This window comes from Bartonella sp. M0192 (genome assembly GCF_016102305.1).
GTDB classification, from domain to species: domain Bacteria; phylum Pseudomonadota; class Alphaproteobacteria; order Rhizobiales; family Rhizobiaceae; genus Bartonella; species Bartonella apihabitans.
This window is the reverse complement of sequence record NZ_JACFOU010000001.1, coordinates 1,285,354-1,303,660: the sequence shown is the minus strand read 5'-3', so window position 1 is coordinate 1,303,660 and position 18,307 is coordinate 1,285,354. Positions and strand designations below refer to the sequence as shown.

16 protein-coding genes are annotated in these 18,307 nt (G+C 45.5%); 6 read left to right on the top strand and 10 right to left on the bottom strand.

Features of this window, described 5'->3' with window-relative positions; all coding sequences use genetic code 11:
* Positions 1-81: 81 nt before the first annotated feature.
* From eno to tpiA, 6 genes are all read right to left on the bottom strand, one after another.
* Complete coding sequence (gene eno, locus H3S82_RS05725) at positions 82-1,356, bottom strand: phosphopyruvate hydratase (protein ID WP_198232925.1); 1,275 nt, start codon at positions 1,354-1,356, stop codon at positions 82-84.
* A gap of 92 nt (positions 1,357-1,448) precedes the next feature.
* Positions 1,449-2,282: a 3-deoxy-8-phosphooctulonate synthase gene (gene kdsA / locus H3S82_RS05720; protein WP_198232924.1), complete on the bottom strand. Its 834-nt coding sequence runs from the start codon at positions 2,280-2,282 to the stop codon at positions 1,449-1,451.
* Between the two features lie 481 nt (positions 2,283-2,763).
* Positions 2,764-4,392: a CTP synthase gene (locus H3S82_RS05715; RefSeq protein WP_198232951.1), complete on the bottom strand. Its 1,629-nt coding sequence runs from the start codon at positions 4,390-4,392 to the stop codon at positions 2,764-2,766.
* 240 nt (positions 4,393-4,632) lie between these two features.
* Positions 4,633-5,265 (bottom strand): L,D-transpeptidase, encoded by a 633-nt coding sequence (locus H3S82_RS05710; protein WP_198234366.1) that lies wholly within the window; start codon positions 5,263-5,265, stop codon positions 4,633-4,635.
* 592 nt (positions 5,266-5,857) lie between these two features.
* Positions 5,858-6,367 (bottom strand): preprotein translocase subunit SecG, encoded by a 510-nt coding sequence (gene secG, locus H3S82_RS05705; RefSeq protein ID WP_198233559.1) that lies wholly within the window; start codon positions 6,365-6,367, stop codon positions 5,858-5,860.
* An 81-nt stretch (positions 6,368-6,448) separates the two neighbouring features.
* Positions 6,449-7,213, bottom strand: a complete 765-nt coding sequence (tpiA, locus tag H3S82_RS05700) for a triose-phosphate isomerase (protein ID WP_077971085.1) — start codon at positions 7,211-7,213, stop codon at positions 6,449-6,451.
* 160 nt (positions 7,214-7,373) lie between these two features.
* Here tpiA and H3S82_RS05695 point away from each other — a divergent pair, with 160 nt between their 5' ends.
* From H3S82_RS05695 to glp, 5 genes are read left to right on the top strand one after another with little or no spacing between them, the layout of a single operon-like run.
* Entirely contained in the window at positions 7,374-9,263 is a 1,890-nt protein-coding gene (locus tag H3S82_RS05695; RefSeq protein ID WP_198232325.1) for a peptidyl-prolyl cis-trans isomerase, read from the top strand.
* Positions 9,264-9,270: 7 nt separating this feature from the next.
* Entirely contained in the window at positions 9,271-10,299 is a 1,029-nt protein-coding gene (trpD, locus tag H3S82_RS05690; RefSeq protein ID WP_078039370.1) for an anthranilate phosphoribosyltransferase, read from the top strand.
* Entirely contained in the window at positions 10,289-11,083 is a 795-nt protein-coding gene (gene trpC, locus H3S82_RS05685) for an indole-3-glycerol phosphate synthase TrpC (protein WP_198232340.1), read from the top strand. Before trpD ends, trpC begins: the two co-directional genes overlap by 11 nt.
* Before the next feature lies 1 nt (position 11,084).
* A complete protein-coding gene (gene moaC / locus H3S82_RS05680) occupies positions 11,085-11,588 on the top strand; it encodes a cyclic pyranopterin monophosphate synthase MoaC (protein WP_198232324.1) in 504 nt (167 codons plus the stop codon).
* Positions 11,569-12,795: a gephyrin-like molybdotransferase Glp gene (gene glp / locus H3S82_RS05675; protein ID WP_198232323.1), complete on the top strand. Its 1,227-nt coding sequence runs from the start codon at positions 11,569-11,571 to the stop codon at positions 12,793-12,795. The genes moaC and glp overlap by 20 nt, the downstream gene beginning before the upstream one ends.
* Positions 12,796-12,902: 107 nt before the next feature.
* Here the strand turns inward: glp and H3S82_RS05670 are convergent, their stop codons facing one another.
* The 4 genes from H3S82_RS05670 to yajC all read right to left on the bottom strand — a co-directional run bounded on the left by H3S82_RS05670 (position 12,903) and on the right by yajC (position 17,167).
* Positions 12,903-13,754, bottom strand: a complete 852-nt coding sequence (locus H3S82_RS05670) for a phytoene/squalene synthase family protein (RefSeq protein WP_198232322.1) — start codon at positions 13,752-13,754, stop codon at positions 12,903-12,905.
* Positions 13,751-14,137, bottom strand: a complete 387-nt coding sequence (locus H3S82_RS05665) for an Mth938-like domain-containing protein (protein WP_078040365.1) — start codon at positions 14,135-14,137, stop codon at positions 13,751-13,753. The genes H3S82_RS05670 and H3S82_RS05665 overlap by 4 nt, the downstream gene beginning before the upstream one ends.
* Positions 14,137-16,383, bottom strand: coding sequence for a protein translocase subunit SecD (gene secD, locus H3S82_RS05660; protein WP_198232321.1), 2,247 nt, complete (start codon positions 16,381-16,383; stop codon positions 14,137-14,139). The genes H3S82_RS05665 and secD overlap by 1 nt, the downstream gene beginning before the upstream one ends.
* A 247-nt stretch (positions 16,384-16,630) precedes the next feature.
* Complete coding sequence (gene yajC, locus H3S82_RS05655; RefSeq protein WP_198232320.1) at positions 16,631-17,167, bottom strand: preprotein translocase subunit YajC; 537 nt, start codon at positions 17,165-17,167, stop codon at positions 16,631-16,633.
* A 244-nt stretch (positions 17,168-17,411) separates the two neighbouring features.
* On the opposite strand from yajC, the gene H3S82_RS05650 reads away from it, so the two are divergent.
* A complete protein-coding gene (locus H3S82_RS05650; RefSeq protein WP_198232319.1) occupies positions 17,412-18,275 on the top strand; it encodes an ATP-binding protein in 864 nt (287 codons plus the stop codon).
* Positions 18,276-18,307: the final 32 nt, after the last annotated feature.

The following is an 18,307-nucleotide window of genomic DNA, read 5'->3' as shown; positions in this document are numbered from 1 at the left end:
AAAAATTAATGCAAAAATCAACAAAGAGCGGACTCTGAAGTCCGCTCTTCAAAAAAGAGTTTTGATATTGCTAATCTTCAATCAGATACGAAAAGCGGAAATACCGGGATAGCGAGCCTGACCGCCCAGTTCTTCCTCGATTCGCATCAACTGGTTATATTTGGCAAGCCGGTCTGAACGGGCAAGAGACCCGGTCTTGATCTGCCCACAATTGGTGGCAACAGCCAAATCGGCAATGGTCGAATCTTCGGTTTCACCGGAGCGGTGCGACATAATTGCTGTATAACCGGCTTTATGAGCTGTTTCGACAGCATCAAGTGTTTCACTTAAAGTACCAATCTGGTTGACTTTGACGAGCAAAGAATTGGCGACGCCCATTTTGATACCGTCGCGTAAACGTGCAGAATTGGTAACGAAAAGATCATCTCCAACGAGTTGGCATTTTTTACCGATCCGGTCAGTCAGAATTTTCCAACCATCCCAATCGTCTTCTGCCATACCATCCTCGATTGTGATAATCGGGAAATCGCTAATGAGTTTTTCGAGATAATCTGCCTGTTGTTCAGCACTGCGCGTTTTGCCTTCGCCAGTGTAAACATAGGAACCGTTTTTATAAAATTCCGATGATGCACAATCAAGGCCGAGCGCGACCTGTTCGCCCGGCTTGTAACCGGCTGCCTTGATGGATTCGACAATGAATTCGAGAGCTGCTTCGGCACTCTTGAGATTTGGAGCAAAACCGCCTTCATCGCCGACATTGGTATTGAAACCGGCATCTTTCAAGCGCTTTTTCAAGGTGTGGAAAATCTCGGCGCCGTAACGGACAGCTTCCTTCAAAGTCGGTGCACCAACTGGCAAAATCATGAATTCCTGAAAATCGATCGGATTGTCAGCGTGAACGCCGCCATTGATAATATTCATCATTGGCGTTGGCATCAAATGGGCCTGAGTACCGCCGACATAACGATAAAGCGGCAGACCGGCAGAATTTGCGGCAGCTTTTGCTGTTGCCAGAGAAACTCCCAAAATTGCATTCGCACCAAGGCGCGACTTGTTTGCTGTACCATCCAGCGCAATCATCGCCTCATCAATCGCTATTTGATCTTCCGCATCAAGACCACCAATTTCCTGAAGAATTTCGCCGTTGACTGCATTCACCGCTTTTTCAACGCCTTTACCCTGATAACGTGTACCGCCATCGCGCAGTTCGACAGCTTCATGAGCACCTGTCGAAGCCCCGGAAGGCACCGCTGCGCGCCCAAATGCACCATCTTCCAAAACTACATCAACTTCGACAGTCGGATTGCCACGACTATCCAGAATTTCACGGCCAACAATATCTACAATTGCAGTCATCTCGCGTTTCCTTCCCGATCAGGGTTCGTTAGTTCTTTCATGATTAGACAAACTCTCTTTGCGAGGGAATACCTAACATCTCATAAAATCGATTAAAGCTTTTTTGCCAACCGGTCAAACGCCATCAATGTTTCCAACAGATTCGGCAAATTTTCGAGCTTGACCATATTCGGCCCATCAGAGGGAGCATGATCCGGATCCTGATGTGTTTCCAGAAAAACACCGGCAACACCGACTGCCACAGCCGCGCGTGCAAGCGTTTCAACAAATTCGCGTTGTCCGCCCGAGGATGTGCCCTGCCCGCCCGGTTGCTGGACAGAATGGGTGGCATCAAAAATGACCGGCGAGCCGAATTGTGCCATAATCGGCAATGCCCGCATATCCGAAATCAACGTATTATAACCGAACGAAACACCCCGCTCACAAGCCATAACATTCGGATTTCCGCTCTCGGTAATTTTGGCCAGGACATTTTTCATATCCCACGGGGCGAGAAATTGACCTTTTTTTACATTGATAACGCGGCCGGTTTTTGCTGCTGCCACAAGAAGATCGGTTTGACGACACAAAAATGCGGGAATTTGTAAAACATCAACATGAGGAGCAACAAGTGCACATTGTTCTTCTGTATGAATATCCGTCAGTACAGGAATACCGAATTCCCGTTTCAAATCATCAAATACGTCCATAGCCTTTTCAAGGCCGATGCCACGCTTGCTGTTCAAAGACGTACGGTTGGCCTTGTCAAAACTCGACTTATAAACAACACCAATACCCAGTTTTTCTGCAATCTCTTTTATCTTACCCGCCATATCAAATGCATGTTCACGGCTTTCCATTTGACATGGCCCCGCAATAATTGAAAGCGGCGCACTATTGGAAAATACAACATTTCCTACAGAGACAGTGCTATTCGGTTTCGTCATCTAGTCCTCTAATCTAATCATTTTCATATGATTTTTGCTGATTGTCAGACCTTACCTTAAAAAACACAGTCTATTCAATATGATTGTTTTCAAATGCCGCTCAAAAGCAACAATCAACTGCTTTCGGTAATTTTGTACAAAAGAAAGCATCAATCCGGAATGTTTTTAAAACCGTGACCGAGAATGAAATGCTCAATACAAGATATCCGGTTCCGGTTTTTTGAGCCGAAAAGAAAAAATCAAAAAACCGGTAATTAATCCAAAATCACGGACCTGATGAAAGCGTTATAGTGGAAAAACAATCACTATATCCCTGCAATCATTATATTCCTGAATAAATTTAACTGATCAAACAACTCGCAAAATTATTCAAACAAGTCGCAAAATCATTTATCTACCAAAAAAATTGCAAAGCCCCTTATTGGAACTTTGCAAAATTCAAATATCAAAAACGAATACGATATTAAACCGATCGCCCTTATTAAACCAATCTGCCTTGTACCATCGCTGCTTTTATAAAAGAGGCAAAAAGCGGATGAGGTTCGAAAGGACGCGATTTCAGCTCGGGATGATATTGAACCCCGATAAACCATGGATGATCCTTATATTCGATTGTCTCTGGTAAAACACCGTCAGGTGACATGCCGGAGAAAATCAAACCACAATTTTCAAGCCGTTCTTTATAGTCGATATTGACCTCGTAACGATGGCGATGGCGTTCAAAAATATCGGTTTTTCCGTAGATCTTTGCAATGGCACTATCTTCTTTCAGGATTGCTTCATAAGCTCCAAGGCGCATTGTGCCACCGAGATTGCCCTTTTCAGCACGTTTTTCCAAAGCATTCCCTTTAAGCCATTCTGTCATCAAACCAACGACCGGCTCGTCCGTGGGACCAAATTCGGTCGACGAAGCATTTTTGATACCGCCGAGATTACGTGCAGCCTCTATGCAGGCCATCTGCATACCAAAGCATATACCGAAAAACGGAACTTTACGCTCGCGAGCAAAACGAATGGCCATGATCTTGCCTTCGGCACCACGTTCGCCGAAAGCACCGGGAACAAGAATGCCATGGACTTTTTCGAGATAAGGTGTCGGGTCTTCTTTTTCGAAAATTTCCGACTCTATCCATTCGAGATTGACTTTGACCTTATTGGCAAGACCGCCATGGGTTAAAGCCTCGTTAAGAGATTTGTAGGCATCTTTCAAGCCGGTATATTTACCGACCACCGCAATAGTGACTTCGCCTTCCGGATTATGAAGACGACGATTAATTTCAATCCAGCGATCCATTTTCGGTTCCGGAGCCGGATCAATTCCAAAAGCAGCCAGAACTTCCGAATCCAGCCCCTCCCGATGGTAGGCTATCGGAACGTCATAAATCGTATCGACATCAAGCGCCTGAATCACGGCTGACGGACGGACGTTACAAAAGAGCGAAAGTTTGCGCCGTTCCGATTCCGGAATAGCCCGATCGGTACGCACAAGTAATATGTCCGGAGCAATACCCACAGACTGTAATTCACGAACCGAATGTTGTGTCGGCTTGGTTTTCAATTCTCCGGCAGCGGGAATATAGGGCATCAATGTTAGATGCATATAGACCGTTGTATGAGGCGGTAATTCATTATGAAGCTGCCTTATCGCTTCCAAAAACGGCATCGCTTCAATATCGCCGACTGTGCCGCCAATCTCGCATAAAACGAAATCGTAATTTTCATTACCTTCCATAATGAAATTTTTGATTTCATCAGTAACATGCGGAATAACCTGAACCGTCGCACCGAGATAATCGCCACGCCGTTCCCGTTCAATGATATTTCGATAAATGCGGCCGGTCGTGATATTGTCCTGCTTGTTTGCCGAACGACCGGTAAAACGCTCGTAATGCCCAAGATCAAGATCCGTCTCGGCACCGTCATCGGTCACGAAGACTTCTCCGTGCTGATAAGGCGACATTGTGCCGGGATCAACGTTAAGATAGGGGTCTAGCTTGCGGATCCTTACACGGTACCCGCGAGCCTGTAACAATGCAGCTAAAGCTGCTGCGGCAATGCCTTTTCCAAGGGAAGAAACCACGCCACCAGTAATAAAAACATATCGTGCCATGGGCTTATGGAGATAACCGTTCATTGATGATTCTTCCAGAAAAAAATTGGGTTTTTCGCAATTTTTTCTTTTTAATTACGATTCCCGAAAGGCCCCGTATTTCTACTCTCTAAGGATTTTTATATAAAAAAATCGACCAAACTTGAAAAACCGATTCGCTTTTCAGCATTAAAGCGTTGTTTTGATTAATAAAAAGCCCCGTATGACGCGGGGCTTTTAAAAGTAGATTTTAATTGTGTTTCAAAGCACAACAACTTCTGTGCCGACATCCACCCGATCATAAAGATCAAGAACATCATCATTGATCATACGGAAGCAGCCATTGGAAGCAGAAGAACCGATTGTCCAAGGCTGGACTGTCCCATGAATACGGATATAGGTGTCTTTATTACCCTGCCAGAGATATAGCGCACGTGCGCCGAGCGGATTTCCCGGGCCCCCATCCATACCATTGGCAAATTTTGCGTAATGCTGGGGACTACGTTTAACCATATCTTTTGTCGGAATCCAACGTGGCCATTCGCGTTTAAAACGGATATTGGCTGTTCCTTTGAACTGAAGCCCGATCTTACCAACAGCAATTCCGTAACGTCTTGCGGTTGTGGGTGTTTCGATCAGATAAAGGAAATAATTCTTGGGATCGATAACAATCGTCCCCGGTTTATAACCGGAAAAGGATACGGTCTGAGGACGATATTTTTCCGGTACGTTATAACTTTTGACAGTTGGTATCTGAATATGTCCAACGGGCGCAACCGATGCGACTTGAGCATTATCGGCATCATCGCTATCAGCAATTTCTTCTGAAAAGGCAACATTACCTGACAAAAAAAACAAGCCGGACAAACCGGCAATCAATAAACGGTGGATCATTTCAACTTCAATTCCGCGATGAAAGTTCGAGAGGTTTTACAACAAATTCGGTTTTAGCAACACTGCTGCTGTTCATACGACCAAATTTGTTTGTCCTCAATCTTTTTCAAGTAGCGACATAAAAGTTGACTGACTGCTATGGCAGTCATGCAACACTTTGTTAAGATTTGGAATTTTTTTCCATTTGTCTAGGTTGAAGCTATTCTGCCAATAATAATATTTCGTTCGGCCAGCATTAGATAAAACAGGGTTAAAATCCACGTTCAAATTGCCAAATAGAAAATTCCGCACAGAAATTCAATTTGTTTTCTTGCCCCCTCCCCGATTTCTTCAAAAAAATAGCATTCTTACTTCAGTAGGTCTGATAGAAAATTCTGAAACAGACTTTCCGATTGGCTGAAGAGTTTATCCAGTGATTAAAAATATTTAATCAATTTACAAAACTATTATAAAATTATTCTGTAAAAATTTTTGGGTCTGAAAATTCAACATAAAACAAATGAGCCGTTCAACAAAATAAAAGGGCGAAAACCGCCCTTTATTTTCTGTAATTGATCAACCGGAATCTCAAAACCGTATACCAAACCCTCGTTTAGTTGTTTGGTACCGGATTTTCCTGTTGCTGCGGCACCGGATTTTCCATAACCGGAGCTGATTTATTGCCATTTGTGGAAGATTTCTGGGCATCCGGCGTTATCGTGCTTTGGTTGCCCTTCTGGTCTTCATTACCTGACTGGTTAGAACCTGCCGGTTGATTTGCATTGTTTGCCGGTGCTTGACCTTCACCTGTCGGTATCTGTTCTGTTGCAGTCGACGGTGTATTTTGAGTCGGAGCTTTTGTATCCTTTGCAGGAATACGATTGATAATATCGGCAGCAGGATTGGAAACACTATCCAGAACTACAAGAGCAATCGATGTTGCAAAAAAACAGAGTGCAAGAATTGCCGTCAGCCGTGTCAGCGCGTTTTTTGTGCCGCGTGCTGTCATAAAGCCGGAACCACCGCCAATGCCCAGGCCACCACCTTCGGAACGCTGTATCAATACAACGCCGACAAGTGCGATGACAATTAGAAGATGAATGACAATCAATACTGTCTGCATAAGCTCTGCTCTATTATTACCGTTCGCGGCTGTTTACACGTAATTTTTACATAATCCAAGAGGCAAGACAAAAATCTTCAACTATAATTTCCGATAAGCGCCGCAAATTGCCAGAAAATCATTGGCTTTCAAGCTCGCTCCGCCGACCAGCGCACCGTCGACATTATGAACGCCCAATAATTCGACAGCATTATCAGGCTTGACGGAACCACCATAAAGCAAACGGAAGAGTTTTCCCGATTGTCCAAAACGGGCAACCAGCTTGTTGCGCATAAATTCGTGGACTTCACCAACGTCTTTAGCTGTCGGTGTTTTACCGGTACCAATAGCCCAAACCGGTTCGTAGGCAATCACGGTATTTTGCGGTGTTGCATGATCGGGGACAGAACCAGCCAATTGTTTTTCAATGACATCAAGCGTCTTTCCGCTTTCGCGTTCTTCAAGTTTTTCACCAACACAAATTATCGAAACCAGACCGGCTCGCCACGCCGCTTCGGCTTTTTGCCGAACAAGATCGTTGCTTTCATGGTGGTCATTACGTCTTTCCGAATGGCCGACAATGACGTAACTCGCTCCGGCCTCTTTGAGCATGGGAGCGGAAATATCTCCGGTATGGGCACCAAAATCGGCTGTGTGGCAATCCTCCCCGCCGAGAAGAAGTTTTTCGCCATCAAGACTGTCGGCGGCTCTGGAGAGCAAAGTAGCCGGTACACAAATTAATGCTTCGAATAAACGTCCAAGATCCGAATTAACACCAGCGGAAATTGCCCGCAACTCGGCAAGAGATTCGCCAGTGCCATTCATTTTCCAATTTCCTGCGACGAGCGGTCTAACATTCGGTGTCATGATTTTTCCTCAATAACAGTCTTAAAACAGCGCATTAATAGCCTTAACTAACAAATTACACCACTAAAGCAAGTGTTAAACCTTGCATATTGTGCGCCTTTGTTGCACATCCTATCAGAGCTTTTTGCTTAAATGAAGCCAGTTAAAACGGAATTCGCCGATGCTTGATACAATACGAAGTGCTGTCAATTCTTGGATTGCCAAGGTTTTCCTTGGTCTGCTTGTTCTATGCTTTGTCCTTTTATGGGGAGTGCCGGAATTAAGAAGAACCAGTGGACATGACTTGTTCACATCGGGAAAATCCACAATCAAAGCCAATACTTACAGATTAGCTTTGCAAGATCAGATCAAGCTTTTTGCGAGCACCAATCAGCTACCACGTTTGCTTTCCGAAGCCGAAGCCAAGCAATACGGTCTTCCGCAAATGGCGCTTAGCCAGCTTCAGCAGGATGTATTGCTCGACGAGCAGGTTCGGTTGATGAAAATCGGCGTTTCAAAAGATGGAATTGCCCGTGCCATAGGTGCCGACCGGTTTTTTCAACAGCAAGGGCAATTCGATCGCACTATTTTTCTGAGCTATCTCAAACAAGAGGGGCTTCCCGAGGCTGATTTTATTGATTACCTGGCCGGTAAAGAGAAACGTAACCAGCTTGTCTATTCCGCAGTCAACGACATGGCTGCGCCCGACGTATTTTACTCGGCATTGCTGAATTACCGCAACGAAACACGCTCTGTCGATTACCTTCTCGTGACGAAAAAAGAAATTGGCGAAATTAAAGACCCCACTTCCGAACAATTGCAAAAATCGTTTGACGCCCATAAGGCCGAATTTCACGCACCGGAATATCGTCAGGTCACTTTAATGGAAATGACACCGGAAAGCTTGCTTAAACCTGCCGATATTTCCGAGGATGAAATCAAGGACTATTATACCCGCAATGCTTCTCGTTTCATGTCACCCGAGGAACGTACGGTTCAAATATTGCGCTTCAAAACAAGACAAGAAGCAGACAATGCTTCCGCCAAACTCCGTAATGGAACGACTTTCGAGGATCTGGTCAGCAGTGAACATAAAACACTAGAAGACATTACCAAAGGTCCCGCAGCAAAAACCGGTTTTCCGTCGACTATTGCAAGAGACATTTTCGAACTCGAACCGAACAAGGTCAGTGACGTCATCAATGATCTTGAAGGACCGGTCATCATACGTGTCGTAAAAATTACGCCGCAAGGTCCTACTCCATTGGAAAAAGCCGAACCGGATATCCGCAATAGATTAGCGAAGGAAAACGCAGCAAATGCTATGCGCGATAATCATGATGCCATTGAAAATGCCCGCTTCGAAGGGATGTCACTTGATGAGCTCGCAAAACAATATAAGCTCGATTTGTGGAAGGTTACGATTGATTCAAAGGCCCAAACGCCTGATGGAAAAGCAGTAGCTGATTTACCACAACAATCTATGCTCGTTGATAATATCTTTCAGGCTACAGAAGGAGCCGATCTTGATCCCATTGCGATTAAGGGAGGCGGTTACTTATGGTATCGCGTTGACAAAATTGTCGATTCCCGTGACCAAACTCTGGATGAGGTTAAAGATAAAGTCGTTGCTTTATGGAAAGCCGGGGAAACACAAAGACTACTCGACGAGAAAGCTTCGAAACTGGAACAGGAATTGAAAGATCACAAAACACTTGATGATTTGGCTCGAGAGCTTGGTGTGACGAAAAAGACAGCTCGCGGGCTTAACCGTGGTGGTTCGGATGAAGTCCTGGGAGCTGATGGTATCAATGCGGCTTTCTCCGGTCCCAAGGGGCATAGCGGTGTGTCCAAGGCCGCCGATAAGGACCAGCGGATTGTTTATCTTGTAACAGAATCGGTTCAACCTTTGAACACCGACCCCAAATCGCTCGAACCTCAGTTAAAAACCAATATCGATGCTATGGTGGGAGCAGATCTCGGTCTTGCAATTTTGGAACTTGCCAATGCAAAGGCACCTGTCAAAGCCAATATCGCGAATCTTAAAGCAATAACCAACAACCTTCAGTGAGGATATCATGAGTGACCTTAAGCCTTTTATAAACAAGGTTGCAACGGGTGCTTCACTCACAAAAGATGAAGCCGAAGCAGCCTTTACAATCATGATGTCCGGTCAGGCAACACCTGCCCAGATTGGTGGTTTTTTAATGTCGCTCAGGGTTCGCGGCGAAACCATTGATGAAATCACCGGTGCTGTTGCGTCCATGCGTAAGAAAATGTTGCGGGTCGATTCAGTAGATGGCGCTGTCGATATTGTCGGTACTGGTGGAGATCAGTCAGGTTCTTACAATGTTTCGACCGCTACGGCTTTTGTTGTTGCTGGTGCCGGAATTCCTGTGGGTAAACACGGAAACCGTGCCTTATCGTCAAAATCGGGTGCTGCCGACGCTTTGGCGGCCCTTGGTGTGAATATTGATGCTACCCCTGAAATGATCGGACGCTGCATCCGTGAAGTGGGGCTAGGCTTCATGTTTGCACCAACCCATCACTCGGCGATGCGTCATGTTGGGCCTGCGCGTGTCGAACTTGGTACACGGACAATCTTCAACATACTCGGACCGCTTTCCAATCCTGCCGGCGTTACGAACCAGTTGATCGGCGTCTTTTCACCCCAATGGGTTGTTCCTATCGCCAAAGTTCTTCAGGGACTTGGCTCGAAATCACTCTGGGTCGTTCATGGCAGCGGCATGGATGAATTGACAACAGCAGGCGAAACCGACGTTGCTGCTCTCAAAGACGGCGTCCTCACAACTTTCACAGTGACCCCCGAAGATGCCGGTTTGAAACGTGTTACAATGGCAGACCTCAAAGGTGGCGACCCGCAATATAATGCACAGGCATTGCGAGCCGTTCTTGAAGGGCAACACGGAGCTTATCGTGATATTGTTCTTTTGAATGCCGCCGCAGCATTCATCATAGCCGGAAAAACCGACACACTGAAACAAGGTGTCGAAATTGCCAAGCAAAGTATCGATCAAGGTAAAGCTAAAGAAAAGCTGGAACAATTGATAAAGGTTTCGAACGACCTTGGTGACAATAATGAGTGATATTCTAAAGAAAATTGAATCCTATAAACGTCAGGAAATAGCCAAAGCTAAAGAAGCTTTGCCTCTCGAAAACTTAAAAAAATTGGCCGCAAAGGCTGAAAAACCACGCGGTTTTTATAAAGCACTGAAAGCCAAGGAAGATAAAGGTCTTTTCGGTTTGATTGCCGAAATTAAGAAAGCGAGCCCTTCAAAGGGGCTTATCAGAGAAGATTTCGACCCGCCGGCGCTTGCAAAAGCTTATGAAAAAGGTGGGGCAGCCTGTCTTTCGGTTCTAACCGATACCCCCTCTTTTCAGGGATCTCCGGAATTTTTGCGATTAGCACACAAAGCTTGTAATCTTCCTGCCTTAAGAAAAGATTTTCTCTTCGATACCTATCAGGTTTATGAAGCCCGCGCATGGGGAGCCGATTGCATTCTCATCATTCTTGCGGCGGTTGATGACAATTTGGCCAAAGCACTGGAAGAAACCGCATTCGAACTTGGTATGGATGTTCTCATAGAAACCCATAATGAAGCTGAAGTTGAACGGGCATTAAAACTTAAATCGCCACTTATCGGGGTTAATAACCGCAATTTGCGCAATTTTGAAGTTGATCTTGCCAATTCCGAGAGACTTTCCCATATGGTTCCTGATGATCGCCTGTTGGTGGGTGAAAGTGGCATTTTTACCCACGATGATCTGAAAAGATTGGAAAAAAGCAACATTCGTTCATTTCTTATCGGAGAAAGTCTGATGCGGCAGAACGATGTAGCAAAGGCGACGAGAAACTTATTAGGACTATAATATGAGCGATAAACTAACCCATGTGAATGCTAAAGGTGAAGCACACATGGTCGATGTCGGGGGAAAACGCGAAACCGACCGGATAGCTATTGCCCACGGTTCTATAAAGATGGCAAGGGAAACCCTCGAAGCAATCGAAAATGGTAATGCCCCCAAAGGCGACGTTTTGGCAACAGCCCGAATAGCAGGCATTATGGGGGCAAAAAAAACATCGGAGCTTATTCCGTTATGCCATCCCCTCATGCTCACAAAAATTGCTATCGACATTACCGCCGATCATGATTTGCCCGGTTATCAGATTACTGCAACCGTCAGTCTTAACGGCAAAACCGGTGTCGAAATGGAAGCTTTGACTGCTGTATCCATCACGTGTTTGACGATTTACGATATGGCAAAAGCTCTCGATAAAAACATGATCATCAGCAATATTTGTCTATTGGAAAAGCGGGGAGGAAAATCTGGCACATGGAAGCGAGAAGAAAAAAATGCCTCTCATCAATGTTGAAGAATCTCTAAACCGTTTACTTGCAGCAACTGAAACGCTTGAAAGCGTGCTTACTCCATTGACCAAGGTTGGACAGGCGCAAGTACTGGCTCAGGATGTTATAGCCGAATTGACGGAACCGCCTTTCCGTTCCTCTGCTATGGATGGTTTTGCCATACGCTATCAGGATTACCGGCAAGACACGAAATTCCATGTTGTCGGAGAAGCCGCAGCAGGCAAAGGCTATGAAGGAAAAATCGGCAAAGCTGAAACTGTCCGGATTTTTACCGGCGCTCCTGTTCCTGACGACGCCGATACCGTTATAATTCAGGAAAACGCCGTCATAGAAGGCGATAGCGTCTCTTTTACAAAAGCGCCCGAACCGAATGCCAATATTCGTCCCAGAGGCGGAAATTTCGAAAAAGGTGACAGTGTTCTTAAAAAAGGGCGTGTCATGACGCCTTCTGCTTTGGCACTTTGCGCGTCAACCGGCCATGGAGCGGTAAAAGTTGTCAGGCGTCCGAAAATTGCTGTTTTGGCAACAGGAAATGAGCTTGTAGAAGCTGGCAAGATCCCCGGAAAAGACCAGATCGTATGCTCGAATTCCTATGGTCTTACCTATCTGATAAGGGCCCATCATTGCGACGTTGTCGATCTCGGAATAGCCCGCGACAATGAAGAATCAATCCGCGAAAAGATTAACCGGGCAAGAGACGAAAAAGTTGACCTTCTTGTCACCAGTGGTGGTGTTTCTGTCGGCAAATATGACCTTGTGCAAACTGTTTTGAAGTCGGAAGGTATGAAGCTCGACTTCTGGAAGGTTGCAATGCGTCCGGGTAAACCTCTCATGTTCGGGGTTTTGCCACATGACCATAAAATGCTGGTTTTAGGGCTTCCAGGAAACCCTGTATCAAGCATGGTTTGCGGCCATATTTTTCTGGTTCCAATATTGGAGAAACTTTCAGGGAGAACTTATCGTCCGCATATCGAAGACGCGCTTCTTGCCGTACCACTTCCGGAAAACGGCCCGAGACGGCATTTTGTCCGTGCCAACCTCTCCGTTAATGCAAAAGGTGAAAGATGGGTCACGCCGGTGCGTAGTCAGGATTCATCCTTGATACGGCTCATGGCCAATGCGGATTGTCTCATCATCCGCGAGGAAAACGGCACCCCGCTTCAAGTGGGCGAGCCATGCCGCATTTTCATCCCCGACGGCGCCGGCTTATAATATTTCCGGCGCGGTCGTGTCGATGTCCCGTTGAAAGACGATAACGACGCGGCCTATCATTTAAAATCGGGAACTATGCATGCATTTTCAAACCCGATATTGCGGGCTTACAATATTTTTGGCATGCGTCCGGTTATAGCTGCTTTTGTAATAGCTAGATAATGACGAAGCGGAGAAGGTGTGACACATTCTTTGAATGCAAGCGTGCCTTTCTTTTCAATTTTTCGTAGCGCCTCCGGTATGATGGCCAGAGGTAGAAAAACCGGACGCACACTCACCGGCAAGTTTTTATAATATTGATAGAATTTCTGGTAATGTTTTTTATCGAATTCGATTGCGGCGTTTAACAATTTTTTCTGCTGTTCCGATTTTTCATGGGGCGCAGAGACAATGAAATCCTCTGCCGTTGCCTCAACAATATTCTTTGGAAAATATTGGCGCCCGTTTGCTTTTAACAAGGGGAGCGAACGTAGGAGCCGACACATAAAATCTGCAACACCGCCTTGTCCTGACGCTTCCGCCGTCAATGACGACGCATTTTTTTCCAGAATCTGGCATGCAAGTTCCAAAAGCGCGCTTGTTGTTTCACCGCAATAGCCTTCAAGACTTGTTAGATCAGGCAGTTGATCATCATAAAAGTCGAACACACGTGCATCACAATAGCGTAGCAGTGCGGCTTTCGGTAAATTATATTGCCGAATAGTTGAAAGCAATGCACTTAAGACCGGATTGCCCTCGCCCGTTTTACCGGCTTCGATTGCATCACGCCACCAACGCAAACGAATTTCACCAATCATCGGCTCATGCACCGTTTCCGAAATTCGATTGATTTCGACATTAAAAGCAAAAAGGCTCGCAAGTCCCTCACGATATTGTAGCGGTGCGAATAAAATCGAGAGATAGCGATCTCTATCGCTCTCTTTTAACAGTTTTAAACAATAGGACGCGTCTTTATTCATTCAACTGCATAAAGGAGTGCGGCGACTGCGCGATCTTCCGCCAAGAGGACATTAAAAGTACGAACCGCAGCGCCGGTACTCATCGTGTCTGTAGAAATATGTTTTTTGCGCAGAACCATTCTCAAGTTTTCAGGCAACCTTAACAAATTTTCTCCTGTACCAACGAGAAAAACCTCGATTTTATCAGCTTCATCAAGAACATGCTTTATGTCCTCCATGGTCGGCACAGGCGTTTTCATTTCCAGACCATATATGCCGGATGGAACGCAAATGATCGAGCCCCGATTCGACATATCGGCAAACCGGAAACCACCATTTCCATAAGCATCAATAGGCGCACGTCCGGGGAAATGTGCCTCCCTCATCTTGATTGCATCAGACATCATGAACCCTTACCGTCGGTCTGGTTCGGCTTGACTCTCAAGAGCACCAGCAATGGACCGGCTATAAATATAGAAGAATATGTACCTATGATTATACCAATGAGGAGAACCGATGCAAAATCTTTCATATCGGCGCCGCCAAAGTAATAAAGAGGGACATGTGCCAGCAAAGTTGCAAGAGAGGTCAAAATCGTGCGCGACAAGGTACGGTTGATGGCAATATCAACGAGACTGCGCATATCAATATTGCCGCGTTTTTTAAGGAGCGAACGGACCCGATCGTAAACAACAATCGTATCGTTCAAAGAATAGCCGATAATAGCAAGGAGTGCGGCTATGCTCCAAAGGTTGAACTGCCATTGGAACAGCAGGAAAATGCCGACAAGAATGATAATATCATGAACCGTTGTCAAAACGGCTCCGATTGCAAATTGCCAGCGGAAACGCCATAGAACATAAACAAATATTGCCAGCAATGACACGAAAATAGCAAGTGCGCTGACACGGCTCAATTCTGCCGAAACTGTCGGACCGACAATATCAAGGCGCTGCAAAGTGTAATCACTGCCGAATTCTCCCCGAAGTTTCACAGCGACAGTTTGTTCGGCATCTTCGCCATTTTCCTGACTTGCAATTGTCAATTCGGCTTCCGAAGGCCTTTTGGTTGGCGAAACATTGACACCCCCGATATTGAGATCGTTAACCCGCGAGGCAATGTCGTAAATATCCGCCTTACCGTTTTTAGCTTCGAGAACCGCTAAAGATCCACCGGCAAAATCGATTCCGTAATTTACCCCCGCTGTCACATAGAGGCCGCCAGTCAAAATAATCAGCACCGTCGACAAGGCCAGAGTTATTTTGCCAAGTTTCATAAACCGGATACTGGTATTGGGGGGAATAATCCGAATGATACGCTGTGGTATTTCACGAGGATGGAATGTCCGGATCCACCAACTGATCATCATCCGCGTGAATGTGAAAGTCGTAAAGAGCGAGGTCAAAATGCCGATCGTAACTGTGAGCGCAAAGCCATGAATGGGACCGGTGCCCAACATGAACAAAACCAGTGCGGCAATGAAAGTTGTGACGTTCGCGTCAACAATCGTGCTCATGGCACCGGAAAATCCGGCTTCAACGGCTTGGGTAACCGAATAATTGTTGCGTCTTGCCTCGCGTACGCGCTCGTAAATCAAAATATTGGCATCAACCGATACTCCGATAATCAGAACAAGACCTGCAAATCCGGCAAGCGTCAGCGGTGTGCCAACAAGACTTAGCACTGCAACCAACATCATCAAATTAGCAGCCAGTGCCACATCGGCAGTCAGCCCCAAAAGGCCGTATGACAAAACCATGAAAACGGCAACAATAACAAGAGCACCGAAAGCAGCGTGCAAACCGGCTTTTGCATAGGCTGTACCAAGGTCTCCCCCTACTGTTCTTTCTTCAATAAAAGTAAGATCAGTCGGAAGTGGTCCGGTTGTCAGAACAGTTTCGAGATTATGGGCGACATCATCCGGCAATGGCCCTACCCGAATATAGCCGTCGTCAATCGGTACCGGAAATCTCATCGCTGCCAGCACTTCATTGTCAAACACAATGATAAGCCGCTTGTCGGAATTTTTTCGGGTAAATTCGGAAAGTTTTTGTTGTCCTTCGCTATCCAATGCGACAGTTAATAACGAGCCGGTTGTATCAGCGTTTTTTTCTGCATAGGCGCTCGCAATATTGTCATTGGTCAAAAACGGACGATCTTTCAACAAATAGCTTACCGGCGGGTCATCCATTGAATAGGTAACAATTGTACCTTCGGGACGCGCAACTTTGCCCATAATCACATCGTTTACCGGAACGGATGTATCTTCTTCATAAAGTGAAAAACGCGCAGTCACGCTTACGATATCTTTAAGTAACTGGACATCGAAAAGTCCTGGTACTTCAATGCGGATTTTATCGCGGCTTTGCTTGGCAATAGAATAGTCTTTAAACCCCGCGGCTCCGATATCGAGGCGTCTTTTCATGACGTCTATTGTCGCATCGCGTTCAGCAATTTGATTTTTTGGCAACTGGACCACAAGGCGCGAACCACCTTGTAAATCTACACCCATTGGCAAATGAAGCGTTGAATAGAATTGCGGTAAATGGGCAAGCAAAGCCTGAGGTAGAATATTGGGTAAGGCGATTATCACGCCAACAAGAACTACAAACCAGATCAGAAGCCGTTTCCAGCGAGGAAAATAAAGCATGAGAAGGCTCCCGATTTTACCTCAAAATTTTACGTTCCCAAAATTACAATCAATAGAGTGTGCCAATGACATTCGCGCCAAAGCAAGCATTTCAAACAGGAAAGACCCTGTTATTCAGAAACTTTCAATGACAATTCCGATAGGAACTCGTGGAAATTGCCATTTTGCAAGAATCAATGATTCCCGTTTAACGGGAATCATCTTTAGCAAAGTTAAGAAAAACGTCAAATATCCGTTTTCTGTTCGTTCAAGCTCCGGTCTTTTCCTGACTTGCTACACTATCGGACTTGTTTTCGTCTTTCTCGATTTTTGCGGTATCATTTCCGCTATTATTGTCCTCGGCCGAAGCTGCTTGTTCAGTCTGATCAGTGTTTGACTCTTGCCTATTATCCGACTGTTTTTTCTTATTTTTGCCTTTAGCAGCTTTTAGTGCAGGCTTGGACTTTTGTTCACTAACCGGCTCTCCCTTGACCTCGACAGTCAGAATTTTCGCCCGCATCACGCGAACGCGGGTATTTTCTGCAATTTCGATTTCTACTTCACCGTTAGCATCACCAACAACTTTCGTAACGCGACCGATAAGGCCGCCTTCAGTAATCACTGTATCGCCACGACGAATGGCATTCAGCATTTCCTGACGCTTTTTCATCTGGTTGCGTTGTGGCCGGATAATGAGAAAATACATGATGACGAAAATCAGAATAAAAGGTGCAAACGTCATCAAAGTTGACACTTCCCCCGTCGAACCACCAGCGGCCTGTGCATAAGCGTTGGTAATAAACATTAACTATCTCCTAGCTTTGATAGCGGGCATTACCCGTTTTGGATTGATCCATGTAATTGACAAGTCAAACGCGACATCAACGAGCTTGAAGCTCATTCAACCGCTTCAAGCGATTTTTATTCAATCCTAGGCATTAAAGCTTTGCCTGCAAGAACGCAACCGGCAATGTTTTCATGAAGAAAAATTTTGGTTTTAATATTACACATGATAAAGATACGCCTCTACTTAATTGGCGGAAATTAAAATGATTGATGAAAATCTAAACCACAAACTGGATCAACTGATTGCTATATTGTCGCGCATGGCCCCTGCTGAAGCCAAGCCCCTCGATATGGACAACTGTGATTGTTTTGTATGGAATCCTGATAAACTTGCCCTGATGCCTGTCAAACACGTAAATAGAATTGATATTGACCTCATCAAGGGGGTCGATCAGGCGCGTGATGCGCTCATTGAAAATACGCGCCAATTTGCTAACGGCTTGCCGGCTAATAACGTGCTCCTTTGGGGAGCGCGAGGCATGGGCAAATCTTCATTGGTAAAATCAGTACAAGCGAAAATTAACGAAGAAAACACCGATAAACTTCCATTGAAACTTATTGAAATCCACCGTGAAGACATAGGAACATTGCCGATATTGCTAACGGAACTCAGAAAAACGCCATACCGGTCAATTATTTTTTGCGATGATTTGTCTTTCGATCAGGATGACACGTCTTATAAATCATTAAAAGCCGCCCTTGATGGTGGTGTTGAAGGGCGTCCGGAAAATGTGGTTTTTTATGCAACCTCCAACCGCCGTCATTTAATGCCCCGCGAGATGATTGATAATGAATCGTCGACCGCCGTGAACCCCTCCGAAGCAATCGAAGAAAAAGTCTCGTTGTCGGATCGCTTCGGTTTATGGCTCGGTTTTCATAAATGCGCACAAGATGAATATCTCGATATGATTGACGGATATGTTCGCCATTACGGACTTGATGAACCGCTTGATAAAATCCATCATGATGCGCTCGAATGGGCAACAACGCGTGGAAACCGTTCCGGACGCGTGGCATGGCAGTTTATTATGGGATTAGCCGGCCGGTTGGGCAAGAAACTCAATTAAGCGACTTCCGATAAAATAACAAAAAGCCGGTC